The organism is Acinetobacter sp. 1125_18A, from assembly GCF_052824985.1.
On sequence record NZ_VTDG01000003.1, the window covers coordinates 424,710 to 450,021 of the forward strand.

Below are 25,312 nucleotides of genomic sequence, written 5' to 3' on the forward strand. Positions count from 1 at the left end.
ACGCAAATATAAATAACGCAAAGACAAACTATTCAAAAACCGCTACATCCAAGGCGTTTAAGCGATCCAAATCAGCTTGAGTATCGACACCGGGTGGTAAGTTTGCTTGTGCGATATCAATCGCAATACGATGTCCATTTTCTAAAACGCGTAATTGCTCTAAGCTTTCCAACTGTTCTAAAACACCCATATCCCAAGTAACATATTCTTGTAAAAGCTTGACACGGTAAGCATATAAGCCCAAATGACGATAAGCATGCTGATGTAGCTTTTGCTCAGCCTGTTTAACACCCTCTCGATCATAAGGAATTTGCGCACGACTAAAATAAAGCGCTTCATTGAACTTAGACATCACCACTTTCACAATGCTGTCACGCTGAAACTCGTCAAGCTGATGTATCGGCTCACATAAGGTCGACATTGAACAATCCGCTTTCTGCGCCAATAATTCCGCAACTTGAATCACCAATTGTGCAGGCAACAAAGGCTCATCGCCCTGTACATTCACAATAATATCCTCAGCATCCCAACCTTTGATCCGAGCAACTTCACTTAAACGGTCTGTGCCTGAAGGATGATTCGGATCAGTCATCACAACATCCACACCTTCTGCTCGGCAAAGCGCTGCAATATGAGGGTCATCTGTTGCCACACAAAGGTCATCAAACCCCTGTACTTTTTTTGCTTGATCGACCACACGTAAAATCATGGCTCGACCATGAATTTCTAAGAGCGGTTTACCCGGAAGACGTGAACTCGCAAAACGCGCAGGAATAACAATATGTTTCATCAAATTAACCTTGTATTAGATCAATACCAAGTTGAGTAAGTTGTTGGTTGAGTAATAGATAGCATTCATCAGACAAGACCGCTCCAACTGGAACCACCCAAATCTCACGACTAAATGTAGAATGATTTTTCAATAACGGTAAAAGCTTTACTGCATCTTTTTCAGTAGTGATAATCGGATTGTTATCTTCAAACTGCAAATCATCAATTTCATAATCATAATGGTCTGGAAATTCATGACATTGAAATTGAGTTACACCTATACTTTCCAAGGTGTTATAAAAACGTTGAGGAAAACCAATTCCAACGACTGCATAATAATCAAGTGTAGGATCAAACTGCTCAGATTGGTCAAAACTTGGATTTAAAAGATAAGGTTCTGTCACTTCTAAATGCATATTCAGAGCTGAATGTGGCTGATGTGCATGTTCAATCACGGTACCGTGTTTTAAACGGCTCACAGGCTCGCGTAAATAACCTTCAGGAAGTAGCTTCTGATTACCCAAACCACGATTATTATCAAGTACAATCCATTCGATTTGACGCGCTAAAGCCCAATGCTGTAAACCATCATCACTGATGATTAAATCAAGCTGGTAATGTTGCAGTAGTAACTCAATATTGGCTTGGCGATTGCCACCCACCACCATGGGAACCTCAGTAGACTGAACGATTAAACAGGGTTCATCGCCTACTTGATCAGGCACAGAATCTAAAGTAACCAGTGCAGGGAAAGGCCCTTGACCGCCATAACCACGGCTAATCACACCAACTCGGACATGCTGATGTTGCAAATATTTAACCAACTGAATCAATAACGGTGTCTTCCCACTCCCGCCCACAGTAATATTTCCAATAATCATCACTGGGACAGGTGCTTTATAGGTTTTTTTTATACCTTTTTGATACAGTTGCTTATTTACCGTAAAACCGAACTGATATAACCATGACAATGGCCGCAATGCAATCAACCACTTGGACTGTTTATTCCAAGCATCTTGAATGATTTGCGCAATAGACATGTTCGATTATTCCTCAAAGTTACGTTCATACAATTGATAGTAAGCGCCATGCTTCGCCAATAACTCAGTATGAGTACCTTGCTCTATGATACGCCCTTTATCCATAACCACAATCTTATCCGCTTTCTCAATCGTGGATAGTCGGTGAGCGATCACAATCGTGGTTCTATTTTGATCAAGCATCGCTTCATCAAATGCTTTTTGAATAAAGTGTTCAGACTCATTGTCCAAAGCACTGGTGGCTTCATCTAGGATAAGAATCGGTGCATTTTTAAGAATTGCACGCGCAATGGCAATGCGTTGACGTTGACCACCTGAAAGACTTAAACCTTGCGCTCCTAATGGTGTGTCATAACCTTTTGGTAATTCCATAATGAAGTCGTGTGCATAAGCCGCCTTAGCTGCTGCAACAATAGCTTCATCGGATGCTTTTTCTAACTGACCATATGCAATATTTTCACGCACAGTTCGATCAAATAAAACCACTTGCTGGTTGACCATCGCAACTTGTGTGCGTAAACAACTGAGTTCAATATCCTGAATAGGTAGTTGATCTAGATAAATTTGCCCTGCACTAATTTCCTGAAAGCGCACCAACATATTCACCAAAGATGACTTACCAGCACCTGAACGCCCAACCAGAGCAATGGTTTGGCCTGCTTGTATGTCTAATGAAAAATCATCTATTGCTTTTACATTATTTTTATAAGTTAAAGACACATGCTCAAACTTAATATCACCCAATAATTTTGGTGTTAAAGTTCCAGTATTCTCTTCTTGAGGTAAATCTAAAACTTCAAATACAGAATATGCCGCAGCGATACCGCGTTGTAATTTTTCATTGATATCTGTTAGATTTTTAATAGGCTTCGCCAGCAACCCAGCTGCTGTGATATAAGCAACGAACTCCCCCGCTGAAGTATCGCCTAAAATTTGTGGACGCAATGCCAACCAAATAATGATACTTAAAGCAAAAGCCATAACCAGTTGAACCAGTGGGCTATTTAAGTTCTGTACAACCACCATTTTCAAACCACGTTTTAAGTTCTCTTCTGAAGACTTATAAAAACGTTTTTGTTCATTTTCCTCACCAGCAAAACTCTTTACAACAGCATTACCACTGATTGTTTCCTGAACAATATGGTTCACATCTCCCATGGTATTTTGTACTTGAATGGAGAGTTTACGCATCCGTTTAGAAGCTTTTCGCACCAATAAGCCAATAATCGGCATAAAGATGAAAATACATAAAGTTAAACGCCAATTGGTATACAGTAAATAGCCCAACAAGCCTAAAGCAATTGCACCATCACGCACTAATATTTTTAATGATTCAGATGAAGCTGCGGTTAGTTGCTCCACGTTATACATTATTTTTGCTGTGATATGACCAGATGAATTATCCAAATAATACTGCGCTGGAAGTTTTAGGAGCTTGGCGTAAACTTCTTGACGAATACTAAACACCAAACTTCTTGAGATGACTGCAGTAAAGTAGCCACCCATAAACAAACCTAAACCACGGAAGAATATCAATAGAATAATCAGTGCGGGAAACCAATCAAGATCGCCACGATTACCACCTTGAATTGCATCAATAATATATTTAAGTAACTTTGCTACGGAGACTTCAGTTGCTGCATTTAAGCCAAATCCAACAATAACGAGTAAGGCTGCCCCCCAATACGGCTTTAAATACGCCAAAAGACGGACATAGACCTTAAAATCCTGATTCACTAATTAATAACCTCGAGATGGAACTTTGGTACTGATATTGATGTTAACGAAACCTAGCTGTCCTGCGACGTCCATCACTCGAATAACATCTTGATGCGTCGCTTTAGCATCTGCAGCTATCACAAACATCAGATCACGATTATCATTTGCTGCATGCTTAATTGCAGTACTTAAATCAGCCGACTCTTTACTCGAAAGTGCCTGCCCATTTACTGCATAATGTCCTGCCGAGTCTACCATGACTTCAATTTTATTTTTGTATTCTTTTGGCGGAACACCTTGTGCATCCGGTAAAGAAAGATTGATCCGGCTTTGCTGATTAAAGGTGGTGGTCAGTAATAAAATCACCAATATAAATAACAAGCAATCAATCAATGGCGTAAGATTAATATGAATATCTTCAACTGTTCTGCGTCTAAATTTCATGAAACACCCCTAAAACGGATTTAACCAGCTTTCTTTTTTTCATTTTCAAGGTGTTTCTGAAAAAATAAGGCGGCATGAAATAAAGTCGACTGTTGCTCGAGTTCAGCCACATATTCCTGAACTAAGCGCTGAAAATAACGGTAGGCAAATAGTGCAGGAATAGCAATCACCATACCGGCAGCTGTGGTAATTAATGCCTTAGAAATACCAGGAATCATCATGGTTGGATTGGCATTCGTACCTAAATCAATGACTAAAAAGGATTCGATAATTCCAATCACTGTGCCCAATAGACCCAATAACGGTGCAACAGCGCTCAATGTACCTAAGAAATTGATATTTTTTTCTAAATATCCAATTTCACGTGAAGCAGTCGCTTCCATCTGAGCACGTGCAAATGCTTCACCTTGAGCGTAAGCATCTATACCATCTTTAAAAATATAGCCCAATGCAGTTTGGCAAACAGCTTGATCTTGTTCCATTTCATCTAAAACATCGTCAACATTACGACCTTTTTGCATCATAAGCGACTTAGGTAGAACTAAAGATCGTTTCAGCCGTATAAATCTCTCGATTGAAATCGCAACAGTAAAAATTGAACATAAAACCAATGGCAGCATTAACCAACCGCCGGCTTTAACAAGTTCCCACATCTTTAGTTCCCCAAATTAATTAAATCGCTTAAACATTATTGTTCTGGTAAACAGATATTTAAAATTCCATCTAACTCATCAAGCGAGTTATAACTGATGACCAGTTTCCCTTTACCCTGTTTGTTATAGTCTAATTTTACACTGGCACTAAAACGCTCTGACAGTTTCTGAGTCAGTTGTTGTACATCTGGTGCGAGTGGGTCTTTAGATTTTTCCTGCTTTGGTGTATTCCAATCACGCACCAACTGCTCGGTTTGACGAACAGATAAACTCTTATCAATCACAATTTTTGCAATTTGCAATTGATCTTTAGCTTTTAGTGTCAGTATCGCACGGGCGTGTCCCATGTCTAACAAACCTTGCTGCATTAAATCTTTGATTTCATCTTCTAGGCTTAATAAACGCAATAGGTTACTCACGGTAGTACGTGCTTTACCTACGGTATCCGCAATTTCTTGATGACTAAGCCCAAATTCTTCATGGAAGCGTTGTAATGCTAACGCTTGATCAACAGGGTTTAAATCTTGACGCTGAATGTTTTCGATCAATGCCAAGGCAATCGCAACTTGATCGGTCAAATCACGTACAATTGCAGGAATTTCAGTTAAACCCGCCAATTGAGCAGCACGCCAGCGGCGTTCGCCTGCAATGATTTCATAGGGTGTTTCGTCATTTTCAATCGGACGAATCACAATCGGCTGCATTACACCATGTTTTTTAATTGACGCTGCAAGTTCTTGTAAATCTTGCTCACCAATAAACCGACGGGGTTGATATGCACCACGTTTTAATTGGGTTACATCCATCTGTTTTAATTGGCCATGATCCAATGCTTGAACTTCAAGTTGTAATTTTTCTTTTTGGATTGAACCTAATAATGCATCTAAGCCACGACCCTTTGCCAACCCTCTTTTTTTCACGGTCATGCTTTATTTCCTTTTTTCACTTTACTCTTTTTCAACATTTCAGCTGCTAAATTTAAATATGCAATTGCACCTTTAGAGCTTTTCTCAAAATAAATAATCGGTAATCCATGTGCTGGCGCTTCGGCCAACCGCACATTACGCGGAATCACTGTATCATAAAGTTTCTTACCAAAATACTGTTCTAATTCGGCAGAAACATCACGAGTGAGTGCATTACGTGCATCATACATGGTACGAAGCACCCCAATAATTTCCAATTCAGGGTTTAAAGCCTGCTGAATTTTATCAATGGTCTGGGTCAGATCTGCCAATCCTTCTAATGCATAATACTCACATTGCATTGGAATAATCACTGCATCGACTGCAGCTAAAGCATTGACCGTAATTAAACTTAAACTTGGTGCACAATCAACAATAATATAATCAAAGTCTTTTTCAATCTGCTGTAAAGCATTACGCAAAATAAACTCACGTCCATCTTGCTCTGCGATTGCCAATTCAACACCTGCCAAATCACGATTTGAGCCAAGCACTTTATAACCGACTTCAGCTTTACTAATTGCAGTTTCAATCGGTACTTCACCCAGAAGTACATCGGTGACTGAATACAACAAATCATTTTTCTGAATACCCGACCCCATGGTAGCATTACCCTGTGAGTCCATATCCACCAATAAAACACGCTTTTTCAACACTGCCAAAGAGGCAGCCAAATTCACGGCTGTCGTGGTTTTACCTACGCCACCTTTCTGGTTTGCGATAGCAATAATTTGAGCCATGGTAACCCCAACCCTTAGTCTGTTTTAAATCTGTTTTAATAAAAGTAAATGACGTTGTTCGTCCAACCGAGGTACATGCAATTCAATAATGTCACAACTCCACTTGTCTTTTAAAGCATCAACTTCTTCAGTGGGAATCAAACCTTTCATTGACGCAATGATACTGCGTTCATGCATATAAGGTTCTGAAGCTGTCACAAAATCTGTCAATGAAGCAAATGCACGACTGGTGATCACATCAAATTGCCCTAGATCATGGATACTATCTTCATTTTCTACACGTGTCTGAACTGCGACAACATTTTTTAGTTTTAAATCTGCAATAAACTGTTTCAGAAAACGAATTTTCTTACCATTTGAATCCAACAAAACACATTGGCGTTCAGGTTGGCACAGTGCAATGATCATCCCTGGCATACCCCCGCCAGTACCAATATCGAGTAAACGACCAGCGGGTAAATCATTTAAAATACTTAAGCTATCCAATAAATGTTTAACCAACATTTCTTTTGGATCGCGAATCGCTGTTAAGTTATAAGCTTTGTTCCACAGGACGAGTGCATCTTGATATTGCAACAATAATCCTAATGCTTCATCACTAAGTTTTAAGCCAAGCTTTAGACTGCCTTGCTTTAACTCTTGAAAAAATGGATGCATGATCAAATAACATCTCTAAAAAGTTAGCTGAAAGTATACCTATTTCTCGCCCGTGGAACAGTAGTTAACGATGAGTTAATACGCACTTAGGCGTATTTATCCTCACTTAAATATACTCACCCTGTCTTATTTGCAAATCCAAGGCTGTTAAACGTTCAGGTGTACCCACATCAACCCACGCTGCCTGCATTTTCTCAGCAGAGATTTTACCATCTAGCATGCCTTGTTTAAGCAAGGGTGCAAGCGGTCTTTTACCATGCTCCAGACCATCAAACATTTTTGGGTTGATCACAGCGACACCACTGTAAGTTAAATTTTCACCTTGCTGATTTTGATCAAAGGTATAAGCGCGACCATTTGCCAAGGTAAAATCGCCCTGAGGATGCTGTTCAGGATTATTAACAAAAACCAAATGCGCAAGATCATCGGCAAGATTGATATCTAATAATGATGCAAAATCAAAAGTGGTCCATACATCGCCATTGACCAGAATAAAAGGTTGATCACCGAGAAGTGCTAAGGCATTGATAATCCCACCTGCAGTTTCCAAGCCCTCATCTTCACGCGTCCAGCGTATAGTCACACCAAATTGTGAGCCATCACCCAAGGTGCCAATCAGAATATCTGCCAACCATGCAGAGTTAATCACGATTTCAGTCACACCCATTTTTTTTAATTTTTCAATATGCCATACAATTAGTGCTTTGCCGCCTACTTCCAATAAAGGCTTTGGCTTATAGAGGGTCAAAGGTCGCATTCTATTGCCTAGACCAGCAGCTAAAATCATCGCTTTCATGCTGCAACTACCTCATATGTGCCATATTTTTCTTCAAATTTCGGCAAAACCCGTGCATGGATAAAATGCATAAACGATTGTAATTCTGGGTAAGGTTTTGCCTCTTCCAGTAAATACCACATGACACGAGGCAAGTCCTTGAGATAACCAGACTTACCATCACGCTCAAACAAACGAACGAAAATACCTAAAATTTTGATATGGCGCTGAATTGCCATAAAGTCAGCATCTTGTTTAAATTGATCAAAATCACGATCTTGCTTCGCAGATTCTGGCAATAAGTCATAAAATACTTTAAACCACGCATACACACGCTCAGGACCCCACTGTACGTAGGCATCACGGGTAATCGAAATCAAGTCATAAGTATCCGCACCGATCACTGCGTCTTGAAAATCAATCACGCCTTGGTCTTTCTCACCTTCAAGAATCATCAGATTACGACTATGGAAATCACGATGTACGATTACTTGAGGTTGTGCCAAAGCAGCGTTGGCAAGGATAGCAAAAGTTCTTTTAATTAACGCATGTTCTTCATCTGTCACTTGGATTGCTAATGATGGTAACAACCAATCCGTTAACAATTCCATTTCTGAAATCAACTTTTCATAGGCATATGCTGGCAATTGTGATGAAGCAGTAGCAATAGACTGTAACTGCACCAACTGCTTAAAACTTTGCGCATAATGTACATCTACCGTTTGATCATTCAATTGTGTAGATAGCAATACATCGCCAAAATCTTCAAGTAGCAACAAACCTTGATCTAAGTCCTTGGCAACAATATGAGGTACACGCACCCCATTTGTGTCAAAGAATTCATCAATCGCAACAAAAGGACGACAATCTTCCTTCTCAGGAGGTGCATCCATAAGCATAAATGTTTTATTATTCAAGGTAATTCGTGCATAACGACGGAAACTCGCATCGCCTGCTAAAAAATTGATTTCAAATTGATCTGAACTGAGTACAGATGTTAACCATGTTTGTATCAATTGTTCACGTTGTGTATTCATTTGCAATTTAATCTAATTCAGGCTGAATTTTTGAAGTGCTAAGTGTAGCTACTTATCGACTTTTTCTCTATGATGCGACAATAATTAATTGCGATTAGCATATTTGGTTAATGAGACAAATGAAGCATCAGTTTAAATTTAATCCTTTAGCGACTGCTATTTTGACACTTCTTTGTGGAAGTTCAGTATCCAGCTATGCTGAATCGACAGACACTGTTTCTGAAGTTAATAATAAGCAACTGAATGCAGCCATCAAAGAAAGCTTTGCAGGGCAAAATTTCTTTGAACAATATTATGTGGACAAAAACTCACCTGAAGCGCAGGTACGTGATTTAAAAAATCCAAGTACCCGTTATTGTGAAGGTGTCTGGGTAACGCCTTTTAGTACTCAAGCTAAATCGACAAATCCAGAAGAAGCCTCATCTGTGATTACCGCAGATAATGGGTATTACAATCCCAATGGCGACTCCTTTCTGTCTGGTGATGTGGTCATTGATCAATCTGGACGCATGATCCGTGCTGATGAAGTGACCATTGATAAAACACAAACTTTCGCCAAAGCGAAAGGCAATGTACAAATGGCGCAAGGTGGTATTATCGCGCAGAGTGATCAGATCGATTACAACCTCAAAGATGAAACTGGGCAGTTAAATAATAGTTTCTATATTGCAGAATTGACTCACGCACATGGTCATGCAGAAAAAATAGAAAGAACCTCACCAACCAATATCATCCTTGAAAATGCAACCTATACCACCTGCCCACCTGATGAAAAACCCACTTGGAAAATTCAGGCCAATAAAATTGAATTGGATCAAGATACTGGTCGTGGTGTAACGCGCGGCACTAAACTTTATGTTAAGGATGTGCCTGTACTCGCAGTTCCATACTTTAACTTCCCGATCGATGACCGCCGTACAACCGGGATTTTAAGCCCGAGTTTCGGCTTTACCAATGATGGCGGTTTTGAACTCGCAGTTCCTGTTTATTTAAATTTGGCACCTAATTATGATGCCACCATTACACCACGACTGATTACTGACCGTGGTCTTATGGCTCAAGGTGAATTTCGCTACTTAACTGAGAACTTTGGTGCTGGTAGCGTTTGGGGAAGTTACTTACCCTCTGACCGCGACTATAATGATGAAGATCGTAAAGACCTCCATTTCCTACACAAGTGGGATATCACCAAACAGTGGTCAACCAATTTAGAATATAACTATGTTTCTGATAAAGACTTCTTCTCAGATCTAGATAGCAATCCAAATTCCCGCACAGAGCTTAACCAACGCCGCGCTTGGGAACTTAACTATAATCACGGTATTCCTGGGTTAAAAGCTCAGCTTAAAGTTGAAGACTTTCAAACACTTGATAAAACCATCAAAGATGTAGATAAGCCATATGCCCGCCTACCACAGTTTTTACTGAACTATGTCGCTGGAAATCCGCAAGGTTTGGAATACGAATTTAATAACGATACTGCGTATTTCCAAAAAGACATCAACGATGCTGATTATAACAACCAGCCAAGTGGTACACGTTTATATAACCAATTTGCGACACGTTATAATTTCCGCAATCCATGGTCTTTTGTGATCCCTGAAGTTTCTGTACGTAGTTTAAATACTTTCTATGATCAAACCACGGTAGATCAACTTAACTTAAATAACCAAAGCCAAGATAGCAAAAATAAATCCGTTGTTGTTCCTCAATTTACCTTGGATACGGGTTTAACTTTTGAAAAGGACGGGAAATTCCTCCAGACTATTACACCTCGTGCTTTCTACGCTTACGCACCATATAAAAATCAAACAGGTTATCCAAACTTTGATTCAACAACAGCTTCTATCAACTATGATCAATTGTTTAGCCCGTATCGCTTTTATGGACACGACCGCTTAGAAGACAATAACTTTTTATCTTTAGGCTTAAGTTATAGTTTATTTGATACAGTGGGCTTAGAGCGTTTAAGAGCCAGTATTGGTCAAAGTTATTATTTTGATGATCGAAAAGTTACACTGCTTAACAATACTGATGATTTAGACAGAGAAAAACATACCGGCCCTGTGCTGAGTCTTTCTAGCCAACTTTCACAAAACTTCACATTGAGTACCAACTCAGCGTGGATGTCAAATGGTGATAGCGCACAACATGACTTCCAACTGTATTATACAGGCCAGCGTGGAAACCTTTATAACGTCGGTTATTTTTATCGCAATAACCTTCCTGACCGTCAACGAGAATATGATCAAGCAGTTGCATCATTTATACAGCCTGTAAAAGACAACTGGCGTATTATGGGGCATGTTCAATATGACCTTGACAACCATGTCGCACGCGAATATTTATTGGGTGTGAATTATGAATCTTGTTGTTGGGGAATTTCCGTCTATGGTCGCTCGTACTTTAATGATCTAGATGACGTTTCTCTTCCTGATACAAAGCCAAAACGCGCAGTGATGGCTGAGATCACACTAAAAGGACTTGGTGGTTTGAACAACAAGTTAAGTTCATTACTTGAAAATCGTATTTTAGGTTTTGATAAAGCTAATCAATCTTGGACACATTAATGAAGACGCAAAAATTTAAAAAATTATTTAAAGCATCAACCTTAGCTTTACTCATCTCCACCTCGGTATCAGTTTATGCTGCTCCGCAGGACCAAATCATTGCAATTGTTGGTTCTACAGCAATTTTAAAAAGTGATTTAGACCAAGATGTTGCTGAAGCGACACATCGACTTCAGGCACAAAAGAAAGAAATCCCACCACAAAACATTCTGCAACAGCAAGTACTGAGTCAGCTCATCACCCATGATGCACAGCTTGAACAAGTAAAGAAGTATGGCTTAAAAGCAGATGAAAAAAGCTTAAATGAAGCCGTATTAAAAGTTGCTCAACAATCTGGTGCAAATTCTTTAGAAGCTTTTCAAAAAAAATTAGATGCTGTTGCACCCGGTACCTATGAATTACTTCGTAACCGTGTTGCAGAAGATTTACTCATTCAACGATTGAGTCAACAACAAGTGATGTCTCGTATCAAGATCACTGACCTTGATGTTGAAAACTTCTTAAAATCACCTGAAGGTCAAGCTGCTGTTGGTAGTCAAGTCCATGTACTACATATGCGTATTTCAGGAGAAGCGCCTGCAAGTGAGTTAGAAAGTATTGCAAAAACAGTTCGTACTGACTTAAAAGACAGCAATGACGTTAAAAGCTTAGAAAAGAAATTTAGCACAGCCCAAGTTAAAGTCGATGGTGCTGATATGGGCTTCCGTCCGCTTTCAGATATTCCAACAGATCTTGCTGCACGTGTTACGACTCTTGAGCCAGGACAAACCACTGACTTAATTCCAGCAAAAGATGGTGTTCATGTTTTAAAATTATTAGAAAAAAAATCGAATGAGCAAAAAGCTTTAGTTCCGCAATTTAATACGCGTCATATCCTGATTAAAACATCAGAAGTTGTTAGCCCTGAAAATGCAAAGCAAACCATTGACAGTATTTATAACCGTTTAAAAGCAGGTGATGATTTTGCTACGCTTGCTTCAACCTATTCAAATGATCCTGGTTCTGCTCGTGATGGCGGAAGTCTTGGTTGGGTAAGCCCTGGCATGATGGTTCCTGAATTTGACAAACTCATGCAAAGTTCGCCAGTCAACGAAATCAGTAAACCATTTCAAACTCAATTTGGCTGGCATATTCTCCAAGTTACAGGCACACGTCAACAAGATATGACCTCAGAGTACCAAAAGCGTATGGCTCGCCAAATTTTAGGCGAACGTCAATTCGAATCAGAATATGATGGCTGGTTAAGAGAGTTACGTGCAAATACTTACATTGAAATCAAAGACCCAAGCCTAGATCCAAAGAAAAATGAAAGTTAAGTCTATGCTAAGTCGTTAAATTAAAAACCAGTGCTTTTGCACTGGTTTTTTTCTCTCTAAATTTAGCAACACCAATAAAAAAGAGACGCCAATTTGGCGTCTCCTTTACAATCGTTCTTGTTAAATCAAGAAATTAACGATTGTTTTCATCTTCTTGTGAATCTTCAAATTTTGTTTCGCCGCCAAAGTCAGTACCTTGACCGCCGAAGCCACCTTGACCACCAAAGCCGCCTTGACCACCGAAGCCACCTTGACCGCCGAAGCCACCTTGGCTACCGAAACCACCTTGACCACCGAAACCGCCTTGTTGACCACCAAAGCCGCCTTGTTGACCACCGAAGCCACCTTGACCACCGAAGCCACCAGCTTGACCGCCGAAGCCGCCAGCTTGACCGCCGAAGCCACCAGCAGCGCCTTGAGCACCAGCAGGAGCACCAGCTGGACGTGGATTACGTGCAGGTACTACAGTTGAAATAGCATGCTTATAAACCATTTGGCTTACTGTGTTTTTCAACAAAACAACATACTGGTCAAAAGATTCAATATGACCTTGTAATTTAATACCGTTTACAAGAAAAATAGAAACAGGAATACGTTCTTTACGGAGAGAATTTAAGAACGGATCTTGTAAAGTTTGACCTTTAGACATTTTATACTCCAAAAAAAATTAAAATCAGCGCAAAAACTACCTTTATTTTTCAATTAAAATTTATAAAAAAGGTAGTTGTTAAATTTTGCTTTATCCGTATAAGTTTCGCAAGTCTTCTTGTGCTTGGTTTATCGTAAAAAAAGTTTGAAAAGAGTGTGTTTCTTGCAAAGATCGTAACCATGTGTATTGACGTTTTGCTAATTGTCGTGTCGCAAATAGTGCTTTATCCTTCATTTGACGCTCACTTTCTTGACTCAAATCACTGTTTTTTAAAAAATCTATCGCCTGTCGGTATCCAACAGAGCGTGAAGAAGGTAAATTTTCTTCGAGATCGTATTTTTTCATAAGATTTTCAACCTCATTTAAAAATCCGATTTCCCACATTTTTTCCAAACGAAGTTCAATTCTCTTGTGCAGCTCTAGGCGATCAGGCAATAAAGCATAATTATGAAAATCATATCGGTACGGTTGATTCTTCGGTTGTTCCGCCTGTAGTTGAGTAATCGGACGACCAGTAATTTTATACACTTCTAAAGCGCGAATGATTCTTTGCTTATCACTGACTTTAAATTTTTCACCTGCCAATACATCAACAGATTTTAATTCATCATACACCGATTGCCAGCCTTCCGTTTCACCTTTTAACTCAATCGCAGCACGAATCTCGTAATCAGCACTTGGTAAATTTGTAGAGAGCCCCTCAAGCAACGCTTTAAAATATAGCATTGTACCGCCAACTAAAATAGGTGTTTTACCGCGTGCATGGATATCATCAATCAGTCTACAAGCATCCTCGACAAATTCAGCAGCAGAATAAACCTCTAGTGGGGTAATAATATCAATCAAATGATGCGGATAACACTCCTGCTCCGCTTTGGTTGGCTTTGCAGTACCAATATCCATATCTTTATAGACCAAGGCAGAATCTACAGAAATAAGCTCATAATTCCCATGATCATACAGTTCACATGCCAAAGCAGTTTTACCGCTTGCGGTTGGTCCCATTAAATTGATGACGGGCAATTGATTTGACATGTACAACTACTCTCCTCGAGCAAATAATTTATCTAATTGGGGTAATGGAAATGCTCGCCATGTTGGTCGACCATGATTACACTGACTGGCAAATTCTGTGTGTTCCATTTGACGCAACAAAGCATTCATTTCGGAAAGACTCAGCATTCGATGAGCACGCACTGCACCATGGCATGCCATGCCTGCTAAAATTTGATCACGCTTTTGCTGTAGCGCCTGCGCTTCATCATTTGGATCTAAATCATTGAGTAATTCAGGTACCAAGGATTCAAAATCTGCTTTATGTAAAATCGCAGGCACACCACGTACAATCACTTGATCATCACCATATTGATCAATTTCTAGACCTAAGCGTTCCAACTGTGGTTTTAAATCATCAACACGGGTTGCCTGCATACGGGTAATCGAAATAACTTTAGGAATAAGCAACTGCTGTGAGGTCCAAAATTCTGGTTTATCCCATGCAGATTTCATTTGTTGTAACAAAATACGTTCATGCGCTGCATGCATATCGACAATAATCAGTCCTTCCGTATTCTGTGCAAGAATATAAATTCCATGTAATTGCGCTATTGCAATTCCCAACGGATATTCATCAACCTGATGGACCTGTTTATTTTGGATTTCTTGTACAGATCGCTCATAGGACGCTTGATCTGTTAATTCTTGATCAGCATCCCCAGAGTCACGTAAAGGGGCTAAATAGCTTTTCAAGGCGTTATTGAGTTGTTGAGTGCCTCGATACTGCTGTTGTAGTTCATAGTGGGAATAATTGACTGTTTGGGCATGTCCATCACTAAAATCTGTTAGACCACTATGCTGTATAGACCCATCTGAATTGCTTCGGTTATTTTGATCACTTACATCTTGCTCAGTTGGTACATTGCGATGTAAATGAAATTGTTCCTGATAACGTGGCTGTGCTGGCAATGCTTGATTTTCTTTTGCGCTATCCTGCTTCATTGCAGAAGACAAATCCGCAGTTGCAGTTTGGAATTGAGATAAGGTGTCTTTAGCAAAATGTCGTACAAACTCATGCACTTCACGCTGATTTAGGAAGCGAATTTCATGCTTAGTTGGATGCACATTCACATCAATATTTTCAGGATCAACTTCTAAAAACAGCAAATACGCTGCATGTTGATGCCCATGCAAAATACCATCGTATGCCATACGCAAAGCATGAGAAATGGTTTTATCTTTGACGATACGACCATTCACATAGACATATTGCAAATCGGCTTGTGCACGCGCATCTGAAGGATGTCCTAACCAACCTGATAAACGCATACTAATACTGTCTGCATCTATCCAGTAAGCATTTTCAGTGAATTGGCGACCTAATAATTGCTGTACCCGTTGAAATCTTAGCTCACCACTATCTGCAATCGGCAAATTAAGGCGAATATTGTCATTATGTTCTAAAACAAAGCGGATATCGAAATGCGTAAGTGCCATTCGACGTACAATTTCTTCAATATGACCAAATTCAGTACTTGGTTTCTTTAAAAATTTACGCCGCGCAGGCACATTAAAAAACAAATCCTGAATACGGATATGTGTACCTTGTTGGGTTGCTACCGCTTGAATATCTTGATGATCAAATGCTGTACCATTGACTTCCAGTTGGTAACCGACACCTGAATCATCCTGACTACTGGTTAAGGTTAAACGCGAAACCGCTGCGATAGATGCAAGCGCCTCACCACGAAAGCCCAAACTCACAATTGCATGTAAATCTTCAGCAGATTGAATTTTACTGGTTGCATGACGGGTGACTGAAAGTGCTAGATCCTCAGCGTGAATACCTCGACCATTGTCAATAATTTCAATCAGGGTACTGCCGCCATTTGCCACACGAATAATCAGCTCAGTCGCACCTGCATCAATCGAGTTTTCAAGCAACTCTTTCACTACCGATGATGGTCGTTCAATCACCTCACCTGCAGCAATTTGGTTGGCCAGTGCTGGATCTAGATTTTGGATACGTCTTAAACTGATATCTTCGCGTTGCATTCAATTAACCTAAAAATTTAAATAAATTAAAATATATGATGGGCTTAAAATGCTGAAAACATTGATCAAGTCAACGCTTCAATCAATTCAGCAGAAATACTTTCAATGACCACTTCTCGTGCAGCTTCATCTTCTGTTTTTAAAATGCGAATGACGTGATCTGGCTGTGGAATTTCATCACCGCCCTTAGAAGGCCATTCAAATAAGAATAAAGCATTCTCGACCTCTAAATAATCACGAATACCCATCAATTCAAGCTCATAAGGATCATTTAAACGGTATAAGTCAAAATGAAACACCTCTTTCGTATTGATATTATAAGGTTCCACCAAGGTATATGTTGGACTTTTAACCGCACCTTGATGACCTAAACTTTGCAACCAATAGCGTGTAAGTGTGGTTTTACCTGCCCCCAAGTCACCGATTAAATAAATCACGCCTTTTGCAATATGTTGAGCTAACTTTTGTGCCAACATTTCGGTGTCTTGTTCATTGCTCAGACTTAATTTATATGAATATTGCATAACGCTCACGACATGATTCAAACCAGACAATATGATAGCATTGCGTGACTTTAAAACCTATGTTGCATTGTTTAGAAATCATGTTTTGATACTTTCCAACACGCTTAGACAACTCACTTTAAACTTATCTGCATAAAAAATACGCTTATGAAACCCGTCACCGCTCTTTCAGAATATCAACCACCAATGAGAGATGGCGTAACTGCATCAAAAGTTTATCTCCCCAAGCTAGCAGCTTTACCTAAAAATTTATTCAGTTATTTATGTGAACATTTTCCACATATTTCAGCCAATGAATGGCAACAACGTTTTCAAGAGCAACTCATCATCGATATACAAGGTCAAGCATTAACGGTTGATCAGCCTTATCTAGAGAATACCCATCTTTACTACTATCGATTTTTACCCCATGAAATTCATGTGCCATTTCAAGAAAAGATATTGTTTGAAAATGAAGATTTAATTGTCGTAGACAAGCCTCACTTTTTAACCATCAGCCCATCAGGGCAATATATACAAGAAACATTATTAGTTCGTTTAAAAAAAACCACAAACAACCCAGACCTCACCCCAATCCATCGCTTAGATCGGGAAACTGCTGGCGTTGTATTGTTTTCTAAACGCCCTCAAACACGTGGTTTATATCAACAAATGTTTGCTGAGCGACAAGTCAATAAGACCTATCAAGCGATTGCTCAATTCAATGCTGATTTAAAATTTCCATGTGCTGTGGACTTGAGAATGGAAAAGGGTGAACCCTTTTACACCATGAAAGTTGTTGAGGGAAAATCAAACTCATATACCGAAATTAATCTAATTGAACACAATCAAATTTGGGCAAAATACTTACTAAAGCCTACTACAGGTAAACAACATCAATTACGGGTACATTTAAATTGGTTAAATATTCCAATTAAAAATGACCCTTTTTACCCGCAAGTTCTACATAAAAATGCTGCTGATTTTTCACAACCCTTACAGCTGTTAGCCAAAAAAATTGAGTTCCTTGACCCAATTACACAAGTCGAATATTGCTTTTGTTCTGACTATGAATTGACACTGTAATTTTGACGTAATGACAAATATATGACTTTTTGACGATTAAGCATTGAAATTCCGAAAGCTTTGATTAAAATAAGCATTCAAACTCAAATTTTGTTTGGTTACTATTCATGAGAAAAACCGAAGTCTATCAAGTACGCCTTGATTCACAAGAAAAAAAACTAGCATTTGCTGTTTTTAAACAATTGGGGATTACGCCTGCACAAGCAGTTCGACTGTTTTTTAAACAAGTCGTCATCACAAAATCCATCCCTTTCGCCATAGAAAATCAAAATATCAATATGGATCAGTTATTCAAGCTGAGAAAACTTAAGCAAGACCAACAAAACGGGCAACTCAATTCTTCTGTTGATTTAAATGATGACGATGAAGATCTATTTGCAGAGTTAAATGCCATCTTGGGTGAAAGTGACAAAAAATAACACTGTCGCATTTTTAAACAAATAATTAAGTTTACTTTTCTATTTTTTGGTTATGCTCTTTTGCAAAGATAAAAATCATTGCAAGGAGTAATAAATGATCGTTAGACGAGCGACCAAAGAAGATTTAAATCAACTTGCTACTTTATTTGATGAATATCGCCAATTTTACGGCGCATCTTCCAATATCCAAGAGTCCTTTAATTTTTTAAAACAACGTTTTGAAAATCAAGAAAGTGTTATCTTTATTCATGTAAAAGATGATGTTTTTACAGGCTTTGTGCTGTTATACCAAGGCTTTTCATCTGTTTCTTGTTCAAAGTACTATATTTTAGATGATGTTTATGTAACACCTGTTTTTCGTCGACAAGGTTCTGCCAAACAACTGATTGATACTGCAATTCTGTTTGCACGCCATGAAGATGCGCAACGGATCAGTTTAGAGACCCAGAAAAACAATTACCATTCACATCAGCTGTATGAACAAATGGGCTTTGTTAAAGACAATGAATTCCAGACATTTCATTGTTTCCTCAAGTAGTTTTTTTACAATGCATTTTTTAATCAATTCAACGTAGGTTTCCACATCTTTGCGAATTTAAGTACATTGGGTACCGTGTCCTGTGAAATAGGAAAGACCACAGCACAGGATTTTTTAGCATCCAATACTGTACTTTCATGCCCTAAATAACACTTTAATTGAGCAATTTTATCAAATTCTTTTTGATTCACCTTGACCACAACTTTACGAAAAGAATGTTCTAACCAATTTTTATAACTTTCGACATCAGCATCTTGAACGAATTGTAAATGCGCAGCCAAGACTGCGTGTGCAACAAGGGTTGGAACCATAAAGTCTGGCATTTCATCTAAAACAGCAATATAGAGCTTTAAAGCCATGATCAAATCACTATTTGTTCATTTTGACTATTTCTAGCAGCATTCACCTGATCTTCTGTCAAATAAACCCACTCACCTTCAACTAATTCTTTGAGTGCTAATTGCCCGACTTGTGCACGATGCAAGCTTTCAACCTTATTCCCCACAGCAGCCAACATCCGTTTGACTTGATGATAAACCCCTTGGTGCACAGTGATTTGTAATGCATATTCAGCCAAGCGCTGTACATCTGTTGCTGCAAATGTACCCTTTTCATTGCGTAATTCTACACCCTGTTCAAGTTGTTGAATCTGATCATCTGTAATCGGATCTGCTGTTTGTATTTGATAAACTTTAGCCACATGCTTTTTAGGATGAGTCAATGCTTGCAAAAACTGCCCATCATCCGTCAGTAACAATAGACCCGTCGTGTCCTGATCTAAACGACCAACAGTTTGTAAACCACGGTTCATAAGGACATCATCGAATAAATCAAAAACACTAAAATGGTGTGTTGATTGATGGGAACATTCGTAGTCCTGCGGTTTATTTAAGGCAATATAGACGTTTTCACGGTATTGAAATGTTCCGCTATAGACTGAAAATACTAGGTTTTGAGGATCAAGTTTAAATTTGGGGTCGGTAACGACCTCGTTTTGGATTTGAATTGCACCATTTTTAATGAGTTGTTGGCAATGCTTACGTGAACCAAAGCCTTGTGATTGCAACATTTTTTCCAAGAACATAAATCAATACCTTAAAAAATTCACGATACATTTTAAAGTATCGTGAATTGAAACCCAAACAACATTCAGGCTTTTTTTAGCCTTATTGATTAATCAATAGATGCTTTTATCAGGTATTAAAGATAAATGACTTATGTACAGCAACACCTGCTAGTGCCCCATCTGCGACTGAGAAAGCAACTGACCCACCTGAACGGGTAATATCGCCACAAGCATATATCCCTTTAAGATTGGTTTCTTTCATGGCTGTGGTTTGAATGGCTTCACTATATTCATTTACATCAAGCACTATCCCCAGTTTTTTAACCCAAGGAGCGTTGATGCGCATAAAAGTAGAGACGAATAATCCATCTAATTGAACCTGCTCACCATCTTCAAAAACTAAATCACAATGATTGTGTATTTTGACAATTTTGCGTGTATCCAATTTCACATTTCTTTGTTTAAGTTGCTCAAGTATGACGGGATCTAATTCAGCTTGTGAAATTGCATCATTTAAAAATAAAGTGGTATTGCCCCAGTCGGGCAACATCAGTGCCATATGGATCGAATGTAAACCTGAACATAACATTCCAAGCATCCCCAGATTTAACTCATAGCCATCACAGTATGGACAATGAAAAATGCTTTTCCCCCACCGTACTGCTAAACCATCGATTTCAGGTAAATCATCTTTAACACCTGTAGCAATAATTATTTTTTTGACTTGAATGGTTGTACCCGTGTCATCGGCTTGGTCTATTTGAATCTCATATTGCTGCCCGACAGCCCTCACATCGGTGACTGATGCGTTAATACATGACAAAGTTTGATATTTGTCCAACTGTAATTTTGCATCACGAATAATTGCTGCTGGCGTATTGCCATCTTGGGTTAAGAAATTATGCGAATGTTCAGCAAAACGATTACGACGCATGCCTGCATCAATCATTAACACTTTTTTTCTAGCACGAAGCAATGGTAATGCTGCTGATAAACCTGCATAACTCCCACCAATAATTACAACATCGTAGTTCATTTCCAACACCAATAAGCAACTTTAAAAGTTACTATATTGAGTTATTTTTATATTTGCAACTTTTAATGTTACAATTAACAAAAGAGCGTTGACTTAAGAACTATGCGTAAAGACAGTAAGCTTTCTCGAATGTTGCATGTGCTATTACATATGGCCCGTGAAAAAAAACCGTTCACCTCTGAACAAATTTCAATCATGTTAGACACCAATCCTGTCGTAGTACGTCGTACCATGTCTGGTTTAAAAAAAGCAGGCTTTGTCCATGCAGACAAAGGCCCCGGTGGTGGCTGGACCTTAGTACAAGCTTTAGAGGAAATATCTTTATTTGATATTTATCAGGCTGTTGGAGAACCTACTATTTTTGCCATTGGCAATGAACAAGAAACACCCAACTGTCTGGTTGAATTGGTAGTGAACAAGGCTTTAAACCAAGCCATGCAAGAAGCACAAAATATTTTAATACAACAGCTTAAATCAACAAATCTGTCTAAACTGGCCCAAGACTTTGAGTATGAGTGGAATTTATTGGGTGCTGAAACTGAAAAATTTATTGTCCATTAAATCCGCACTCGGCGGAATTTAAATGTGAATCATCGCCTGACAAGACAAATTCACATGCTGCTTTTCAGTATAATGGGGTGATGTATTAATTTTTAATGATGAATATTGATGAGTCTTTCTAGTCTGGACCTAAATTTAATTGTGCTCCTTGTTTTACTGGCCTGCGGTATCTTTAGTCACAATACTGCGGTCACCATTGCAGCTGGGGTTTTGATCGTCTTTAGAATCACACCTTTAAGTGAGTTTTTCCCATTATTACAAACTCACGGTTTAGAAGTCGGCATTATTATTTTAACCATTGGCGTGCTTACTCCAATTGCCAGCGGCAAAATCCCCGGTGATGTCATTTTAAAATCATTTATGCATTGGAAATCATTAACAGCCATTGCGATCGGTTTATTGGTTGCATGGTTAGGTGGTCGTGGCGTTTCCTTAATGACCAGCCAACCCAATGTCGTTGCAGGCTTATTGATTGGAACAGTCGCTGGAGTTGCATTACTCAGAGGTGTTCCCGTGGGTCCCTTGATTGCTGCAGGAATCCTATCTTTACTGATTGGAAAAACTTAAGGTATATTAAAATGTCCTTACTTAAAGCTGATCTGACAGTTATCGATATTCTATTGAGGCTGTCAGGTTAAATTTGAGCTACATTCAATTGATAAATACTTGTACATACTTATTTGCAGATACTTTCAATGCATATGCTCCAAATAATTAATATTAAACAAACCTAAACTTCACTAAAATTTATTTCCTATTAAAGATCTTAAATCTCAAGTATTTAGATTAATCATTTTTCTAGAACGTTTATGTTCATACATTTTAAGGTCTGCAAACTCAATCAACTTATTGAGTTCAATACCATCTTCAGGAAATAAAGCCAAACCTACACTTGCACCCATAGTCAATTTGACGTTTTCAAATACAAACGGTAATCCACACGCCTCAACAATACGATTCATGACTTTTTTTGCCAGCTCTTGATCGCCAAGACTACTTAATATCACTGCAAACTCATCACCACCTAAACGTGCAACCAAATCATCATGTCGGGTAATATTGACGATACGTTTACCAATTTCTTTTAACGCCTCATCACCTAAACGATGTCCATATTGATCATTGATTGGTTTCAAACCATCCATATCAATAATCAAGATTCCAAGTAGCTTTTGTGTACGTTTAGCCTGTTCAACACCTTGTCTTAAACAATCAAGAAACAAAGCACGATTAGCAAGTCCTGTTAACTGATCCTGTGTCGCAAGCTTATAGAGTTCTTGAGCACCAAACTTACTGGCATGATACATCGCAGCAGCAATCAGTTCAGACATGAGTGTAAGTAAATTGATATCACTTTCTTTAAAGGCATTTACCCGTTCTGAATAAATTTTTAATACACCAATCGGTTCATCACAATGAATTAGTGGTACAACAGCCATAGAACGCAGCCCAACCCGTCTACATGCTTCACGATCTACACGCTCATCAGTTTCACTGTCTTTACAATATAAAGTCGTATTCTGCGCGATACAAAGCCCTGAAAGGCTAGAATCCATCTTCAAACGTAGGCCTAGAAATTGATTTGCACCATTCGAAACGGCACGATAAACCATATCACCTTCTTCAGCGAGCTCTACAATTGCACCTTTTGCATGGGTAATCAATTGAACTTGCTCTGCCACTAAGGTCATGACAGCATTGATATCCAAGCCCAATTTTGCAATTGCTGTCTGCGTCTGAATCACTGACAGTAATTGTTTTGAGGTTGGTTGTTTCGTTTTAGACATACATCATCCTAGACGAGTGTGATCCAATTTAAGTATATAAGCTCAAACGCTACACTGATGAAATAAATGCAAGTGCCTAGCGCTGACTTAATTTCAAAGCTTGAACACGTAAAATATATCAAATACAGAGTTTGTGGTATACATATTATGATGATTCATATTTAAAGTATATTACTGTGTTCATTAAATTTTTGAGTAAAACTTCAATCCGTTACATCCTTTAAGCGTTGATCTCGCTCAAATATTCAATTCCTCATCTAAGTGTTTTTGAATGTTTAAAGTCACCAACAGAAAACCTTAGTCTAAATCACGATTTATTGCAGCCATATGAATTGTATAAAACAGTGTGAGATTCAAAAGAGTAATGATCAAACTGATTTAAATACAAAAAAACAGCCACTTTTTGTGGCTGTTTCCCAAATGCTTAAGTCATCACATCGCTTTTTCTAACAGAACATTTAAAAGAACTTTGTAATGGTTTGAATAACAACGGCATTCACAATATCAACAAAAAATGCGCCGGTTAGAGGAATAATTAAAAACGCTTTATGTGATGGTCCATAAGTATTGGTTACCGCTTGAATATTGGCAATAGCAGTCGGTGTTGCACCTAAATTTACCCCACACTGACCTGCACACAATACTGCTGCATCATAATTTTTACCCATAACTCGAAAAGTGACAAAAAATAGATATAAAGCAAGGAAAACCGTCTGAACGATCAGAATGATCACCAATGGACCTGCTAAATCAGCAAGTAACCACAATTGCAAAGACATCAAGGCGATAGCTAAAAATAAAGCCAATGAGGCATTACCAAACACATCAATACAACGGTCAAACAGTTCAATTTTAAATACATATTCCAGTGTATTACGTAAAAATACCCCACAACCCAATGCCCATACAAAGGTCGGTAACTCAAACCATTGTCCTTTGGCAACACCCGTCATGAAATTAGCAAAGACGATACACAGTGCAAACATTCCTATGGTTTTAACCGCATCATCGGCGGTAATCAAACGGGTTTTTTCTGGATATTCAAATGGTGCTGTTTCAGCAGATGGAGGAGCTTGCATACGCGCTGCTGATGGCGCTATTTCTTCAGCCAATTGATAACGACGAATCAGAAACTTTGCAACTGGACCACCCATCATTCCACCAATGACCAGACCAAATGTCGCACTCGCCATTCCTAAGACAATCGCACCTTTGATACCATAATTTTCTTCAAAAATACTGCCCCATGCTCCAGCTGTACCATGCCCACCAGTTAAAGTAACAGATCCTGCAATCAAGCCAATCAAAGGATTTAAATCGAGTGCGGTTGCCAAACTTATCCCAACAGCATTTTGCAGTAGCACATAAATCACTACGCAGACCATAAAAAGGATCAGTGACTTTCCCCCTTCTTTTAACTTAATCAGACTCGCACTCAGTCCAACAGAAGTAAAAAACATCAACATAAAACTTTGTTGAATATCAGCATTAAAATTTACCGTCATATTAAATTGCTTAAAAAGCACAAAAGTCACAGCAGCAGCAATTAATCCACCTACTACAGGTTCAGGAATATTATATTGCTTTAATATACTGATCTTATTTACAAGAAAATAACCAATAAAAAGAACGGCTACAGCAATTGCAATCGTGCCAAAAATATCAACATTAATGTTCATTGTTAACCATTCAAAACTTTTATGGCGTTATTAATACTTAAATTTACTCAATAATTCATTAAAAAATATGTAAAAAATAAATTTAAAACTCTTATTCGGCTATTCGTTGGTCAAAATATTTAGAAGAATTTTCATCATTATATAGATTGAATTTATCGTTGTTATTGTGAAGCACTTAGCGCAAATAAAGCGAGGATTGATTCGTCTCGGCCAATGTAAGGATGGATACAGCTATGCAGATGATGACTGC

At 38.7% G+C, this 25,312-nt stretch carries 26 protein-coding genes; 7 read left to right on the forward strand and 19 right to left on the reverse strand.

Annotation, left to right across the window (positions count from 1 at the left end; genetic code table 11):
* Positions 1 to 28: 28 nt before the first annotated feature.
* The 10 genes from kdsB to FY049_RS07670 all read right to left on the reverse strand — a co-directional run bounded on the left by kdsB (position 29) and on the right by FY049_RS07670 (position 8,801).
* Positions 29 to 790 carry a 3-deoxy-manno-octulosonate cytidylyltransferase gene (gene kdsB, locus FY049_RS07625; RefSeq protein WP_446083456.1) on the reverse strand — a complete coding sequence of 254 codons (762 nt, stop codon included), beginning with the start codon at positions 788 to 790 and terminating at the stop codon, positions 29 to 31.
* 4 nt (positions 791 to 794) lie between these two features.
* Positions 795 to 1,811 carry a tetraacyldisaccharide 4'-kinase gene (gene lpxK, locus FY049_RS07630; protein ID WP_056510834.1) on the reverse strand — a complete coding sequence of 339 codons (1,017 nt, stop codon included), beginning with the start codon at positions 1,809 to 1,811 and terminating at the stop codon, positions 795 to 797.
* Between the two features lie 6 nt (positions 1,812 to 1,817).
* On the reverse strand, positions 1,818 to 3,548 hold the full coding sequence (gene msbA, locus FY049_RS07635; RefSeq protein WP_056510831.1) for a lipid A export permease/ATP-binding protein MsbA: 1,731 nt from the start codon (positions 3,546 to 3,548) through the stop codon (positions 1,818 to 1,820).
* A 3-nt stretch (positions 3,549 to 3,551) separates the two neighbouring features.
* Entirely contained in the window at positions 3,552 to 3,974 is a 423-nt protein-coding gene (locus tag FY049_RS07640; RefSeq protein ID WP_056510829.1) for an ExbD/TolR family protein, read from the reverse strand.
* A gap of 20 nt (positions 3,975 to 3,994) precedes the next feature.
* A complete protein-coding gene (locus FY049_RS07645) occupies positions 3,995 to 4,627 on the reverse strand; it encodes a MotA/TolQ/ExbB proton channel family protein (RefSeq protein ID WP_004720849.1) in 633 nt (210 codons plus the stop codon).
* A gap of 35 nt (positions 4,628 to 4,662) precedes the next feature.
* The gene (locus tag FY049_RS07650) at positions 4,663 to 5,553 is read right to left on the reverse strand and encodes a ParB/RepB/Spo0J family partition protein (RefSeq protein WP_004720851.1); all 891 of its coding nucleotides are present in this window, start codon (positions 5,551 to 5,553) and stop codon (positions 4,663 to 4,665) included.
* A complete protein-coding gene (locus FY049_RS07655; protein ID WP_004720853.1) occupies positions 5,550 to 6,332 on the reverse strand; it encodes a ParA family protein in 783 nt (260 codons plus the stop codon). The genes FY049_RS07650 and FY049_RS07655 overlap by 4 nt, the downstream gene beginning before the upstream one ends.
* Before the next feature lie 24 nt (positions 6,333 to 6,356).
* A complete protein-coding gene (gene rsmG, locus FY049_RS07660; RefSeq protein WP_004720854.1) occupies positions 6,357 to 6,989 on the reverse strand; it encodes a 16S rRNA (guanine(527)-N(7))-methyltransferase RsmG in 633 nt (210 codons plus the stop codon).
* Positions 6,990 to 7,095: 106 nt separating this feature from the next.
* On the reverse strand, positions 7,096 to 7,785 hold the full coding sequence (gene murU, locus FY049_RS07665; RefSeq protein ID WP_056510822.1) for an N-acetylmuramate alpha-1-phosphate uridylyltransferase MurU: 690 nt from the start codon (positions 7,783 to 7,785) through the stop codon (positions 7,096 to 7,098).
* On the reverse strand, positions 7,782 to 8,801 hold the full coding sequence (locus tag FY049_RS07670; protein WP_056510819.1) for an aminoglycoside phosphotransferase family protein: 1,020 nt from the start codon (positions 8,799 to 8,801) through the stop codon (positions 7,782 to 7,784). The genes murU and FY049_RS07670 overlap by 4 nt, the downstream gene beginning before the upstream one ends.
* 119 nt (positions 8,802 to 8,920) lie before the next feature.
* On the opposite strand from FY049_RS07670, the gene FY049_RS07675 reads away from it, so the two are divergent.
* Both FY049_RS07675 and FY049_RS07680 read left to right on the forward strand, forming a co-directional pair.
* The gene (locus FY049_RS07675) at positions 8,921 to 11,371 is read left to right on the forward strand and encodes an LPS-assembly protein LptD (protein ID WP_446083457.1); all 2,451 of its coding nucleotides are present in this window, start codon (positions 8,921 to 8,923) and stop codon (positions 11,369 to 11,371) included.
* Positions 11,371 to 12,687 (forward strand): peptidylprolyl isomerase, encoded by a 1,317-nt coding sequence (locus FY049_RS07680; protein WP_446083458.1) that lies wholly within the window; start codon positions 11,371 to 11,373, stop codon positions 12,685 to 12,687. The genes FY049_RS07675 and FY049_RS07680 overlap by 1 nt, the downstream gene beginning before the upstream one ends.
* Positions 12,688 to 12,820: 133 nt before the next feature.
* Here FY049_RS07680 and hfq read toward each other — a convergent pair whose 3' ends face one another.
* The 4 genes from hfq to tsaE form a co-directional block, all read right to left on the reverse strand.
* The gene (hfq, locus tag FY049_RS07685) at positions 12,821 to 13,336 is read right to left on the reverse strand and encodes an RNA chaperone Hfq (protein ID WP_004720864.1); all 516 of its coding nucleotides are present in this window, start codon (positions 13,334 to 13,336) and stop codon (positions 12,821 to 12,823) included.
* 90 nt (positions 13,337 to 13,426) lie between these two features.
* On the reverse strand, positions 13,427 to 14,371 hold the full coding sequence (gene miaA, locus FY049_RS07690; protein ID WP_056510816.1) for a tRNA (adenosine(37)-N6)-dimethylallyltransferase MiaA: 945 nt from the start codon (positions 14,369 to 14,371) through the stop codon (positions 13,427 to 13,429).
* Positions 14,372 to 14,377: 6 nt separating this feature from the next.
* Positions 14,378 to 16,387 carry a DNA mismatch repair endonuclease MutL gene (gene mutL, locus FY049_RS07695; RefSeq protein ID WP_446083459.1) on the reverse strand — a complete coding sequence of 670 codons (2,010 nt, stop codon included), beginning with the start codon at positions 16,385 to 16,387 and terminating at the stop codon, positions 14,378 to 14,380.
* Positions 16,388 to 16,452: 65 nt separating this feature from the next.
* Positions 16,453 to 16,911: a tRNA (adenosine(37)-N6)-threonylcarbamoyltransferase complex ATPase subunit type 1 TsaE gene (tsaE, locus tag FY049_RS07700; protein WP_224965401.1), complete on the reverse strand. Its 459-nt coding sequence runs from the start codon at positions 16,909 to 16,911 to the stop codon at positions 16,453 to 16,455.
* A gap of 147 nt (positions 16,912 to 17,058) precedes the next feature.
* Here tsaE and FY049_RS07705 point away from each other — a divergent pair, with 147 nt between their 5' ends.
* From FY049_RS07705 to FY049_RS07715, 3 genes are all read left to right on the forward strand, one after another.
* Positions 17,059 to 17,976, forward strand: coding sequence for a pseudouridine synthase (locus FY049_RS07705; protein ID WP_056510808.1), 918 nt, complete (start codon positions 17,059 to 17,061; stop codon positions 17,974 to 17,976).
* 107 nt (positions 17,977 to 18,083) lie between these two features.
* A complete protein-coding gene (locus FY049_RS07710; protein WP_004720870.1) occupies positions 18,084 to 18,395 on the forward strand; it encodes a type II toxin-antitoxin system RelB/DinJ family antitoxin in 312 nt (103 codons plus the stop codon).
* A gap of 94 nt (positions 18,396 to 18,489) precedes the next feature.
* Positions 18,490 to 18,933, forward strand: coding sequence for a GNAT family N-acetyltransferase (locus FY049_RS07715; RefSeq protein WP_004720871.1), 444 nt, complete (start codon positions 18,490 to 18,492; stop codon positions 18,931 to 18,933).
* 23 nt (positions 18,934 to 18,956) lie between these two features.
* Here FY049_RS07715 and FY049_RS07720 read toward each other — a convergent pair whose 3' ends face one another.
* The 3 genes from FY049_RS07720 to FY049_RS07730 all read right to left on the reverse strand — a co-directional run bounded on the left by FY049_RS07720 (position 18,957) and on the right by FY049_RS07730 (position 21,035).
* Positions 18,957 to 19,292: a peptidyl-tRNA hydrolase gene (locus tag FY049_RS07720; RefSeq protein WP_056510805.1), complete on the reverse strand. Its 336-nt coding sequence runs from the start codon at positions 19,290 to 19,292 to the stop codon at positions 18,957 to 18,959.
* A gap of 2 nt (positions 19,293 to 19,294) precedes the next feature.
* Positions 19,295 to 20,017: a pseudouridine synthase gene (locus tag FY049_RS07725; RefSeq protein WP_446083460.1), complete on the reverse strand. Its 723-nt coding sequence runs from the start codon at positions 20,015 to 20,017 to the stop codon at positions 19,295 to 19,297.
* Positions 20,018 to 20,126: 109 nt separating this feature from the next.
* A complete protein-coding gene (locus FY049_RS07730; RefSeq protein ID WP_056510798.1) occupies positions 20,127 to 21,035 on the reverse strand; it encodes an NAD(P)/FAD-dependent oxidoreductase in 909 nt (302 codons plus the stop codon).
* Between the two features lie 102 nt (positions 21,036 to 21,137).
* Here FY049_RS07730 and FY049_RS07735 point away from each other — a divergent pair, with 102 nt between their 5' ends.
* Positions 21,138 to 21,596 carry an RrF2 family transcriptional regulator gene (locus FY049_RS07735; RefSeq protein WP_004720880.1) on the forward strand — a complete coding sequence of 153 codons (459 nt, stop codon included), beginning with the start codon at positions 21,138 to 21,140 and terminating at the stop codon, positions 21,594 to 21,596.
* Positions 21,597 to 21,704: 108 nt separating this feature from the next.
* Positions 21,705 to 22,163, forward strand: a complete 459-nt coding sequence (locus tag FY049_RS07740; RefSeq protein ID WP_056510794.1) for a DUF441 domain-containing protein — start codon at positions 21,705 to 21,707, stop codon at positions 22,161 to 22,163.
* 206 nt (positions 22,164 to 22,369) lie between these two features.
* Here the strand turns inward: FY049_RS07740 and FY049_RS07745 are convergent, their stop codons facing one another.
* Both FY049_RS07745 and gltS read right to left on the reverse strand, forming a co-directional pair.
* The gene (locus FY049_RS07745) at positions 22,370 to 23,383 is read right to left on the reverse strand and encodes a sensor domain-containing diguanylate cyclase (RefSeq protein WP_056510791.1); all 1,014 of its coding nucleotides are present in this window, start codon (positions 23,381 to 23,383) and stop codon (positions 22,370 to 22,372) included.
* A 458-nt stretch (positions 23,384 to 23,841) separates the two neighbouring features.
* Positions 23,842 to 25,062, reverse strand: a complete 1,221-nt coding sequence (gltS, locus tag FY049_RS07750; RefSeq protein WP_105712785.1) for a sodium/glutamate symporter — start codon at positions 25,060 to 25,062, stop codon at positions 23,842 to 23,844.
* Positions 25,063 to 25,312: the final 250 nt, after the last annotated feature.

Coding starts and splice junctions, on each gene's coding strand:
- FY049_RS07675 (WP_446083457.1), top strand. CDS start 8,921: ATGAAGCATCAGTTTAAATTTAATCCTTTAGCGACTGCTATTTTGACA.
- FY049_RS07650 (WP_004720851.1), bottom strand. CDS start 5,553: ATGACCGTGAAAAAAAGAGGGTTGGCAAAGGGTCGTGGCTTAGATGCA.
- kdsB (WP_446083456.1), bottom strand. CDS start 790: ATGAAACATATTGTTATTCCTGCGCGTTTTGCGAGTTCACGTCTTCCG.
- FY049_RS07705 (WP_056510808.1), top strand. CDS start 17,059: ATGAAACCCGTCACCGCTCTTTCAGAATATCAACCACCAATGAGAGAT.
- FY049_RS07680 (WP_446083458.1), top strand. CDS start 11,371: ATGAAGACGCAAAAATTTAAAAAATTATTTAAAGCATCAACCTTAGCT.
- FY049_RS07740 (WP_056510794.1), top strand. CDS start 21,705: ATGAGTCTTTCTAGTCTGGACCTAAATTTAATTGTGCTCCTTGTTTTA.
- FY049_RS07725 (WP_446083460.1), bottom strand. CDS start 20,017: ATGTTCTTGGAAAAAATGTTGCAATCACAAGGCTTTGGTTCACGTAAG.
- rsmG (WP_004720854.1), bottom strand. CDS start 6,989: ATGCATCCATTTTTTCAAGAGTTAAAGCAAGGCAGTCTAAAGCTTGGC.
- FY049_RS07735 (WP_004720880.1), top strand. CDS start 21,138: ATGCGTAAAGACAGTAAGCTTTCTCGAATGTTGCATGTGCTATTACAT.
- FY049_RS07710 (WP_004720870.1), top strand. CDS start 18,084: ATGAGAAAAACCGAAGTCTATCAAGTACGCCTTGATTCACAAGAAAAA.
- miaA (WP_056510816.1), bottom strand. CDS start 14,371: ATGTCAAATCAATTGCCCGTCATCAATTTAATGGGACCAACCGCAAGC.
- FY049_RS07655 (WP_004720853.1), bottom strand. CDS start 6,332: ATGGCTCAAATTATTGCTATCGCAAACCAGAAAGGTGGCGTAGGTAAA.
- FY049_RS07670 (WP_056510819.1), bottom strand. CDS start 8,801: ATGAATACACAACGTGAACAATTGATACAAACATGGTTAACATCTGTA.
- gltS (WP_105712785.1), bottom strand. CDS start 25,062: ATGAACATTAATGTTGATATTTTTGGCACGATTGCAATTGCTGTAGCC.
- hfq (WP_004720864.1), bottom strand. CDS start 13,336: ATGTCTAAAGGTCAAACTTTACAAGATCCGTTCTTAAATTCTCTCCGT.
- lpxK (WP_056510834.1), bottom strand. CDS start 1,811: ATGTCTATTGCGCAAATCATTCAAGATGCTTGGAATAAACAGTCCAAG.
- murU (WP_056510822.1), bottom strand. CDS start 7,785: ATGAAAGCGATGATTTTAGCTGCTGGTCTAGGCAATAGAATGCGACCT.
- mutL (WP_446083459.1), bottom strand. CDS start 16,387: ATGCAACGCGAAGATATCAGTTTAAGACGTATCCAAAATCTAGATCCA.
- FY049_RS07720 (WP_056510805.1), bottom strand. CDS start 19,292: ATGGCTTTAAAGCTCTATATTGCTGTTTTAGATGAAATGCCAGACTTT.
- FY049_RS07640 (WP_056510829.1), bottom strand. CDS start 3,974: ATGAAATTTAGACGCAGAACAGTTGAAGATATTCATATTAATCTTACG.
- tsaE (WP_224965401.1), bottom strand. CDS start 16,911: ATGCAATATTCATATAAATTAAGTCTGAGCAATGAACAAGACACCGAA.
- FY049_RS07745 (WP_056510791.1), bottom strand. CDS start 23,383: ATGTCTAAAACGAAACAACCAACCTCAAAACAATTACTGTCAGTGATT.
- FY049_RS07715 (WP_004720871.1), top strand. CDS start 18,490: ATGATCGTTAGACGAGCGACCAAAGAAGATTTAAATCAACTTGCTACT.
- FY049_RS07730 (WP_056510798.1), bottom strand. CDS start 21,035: ATGAACTACGATGTTGTAATTATTGGTGGGAGTTATGCAGGTTTATCA.
- FY049_RS07645 (WP_004720849.1), bottom strand. CDS start 4,627: ATGTGGGAACTTGTTAAAGCCGGCGGTTGGTTAATGCTGCCATTGGTT.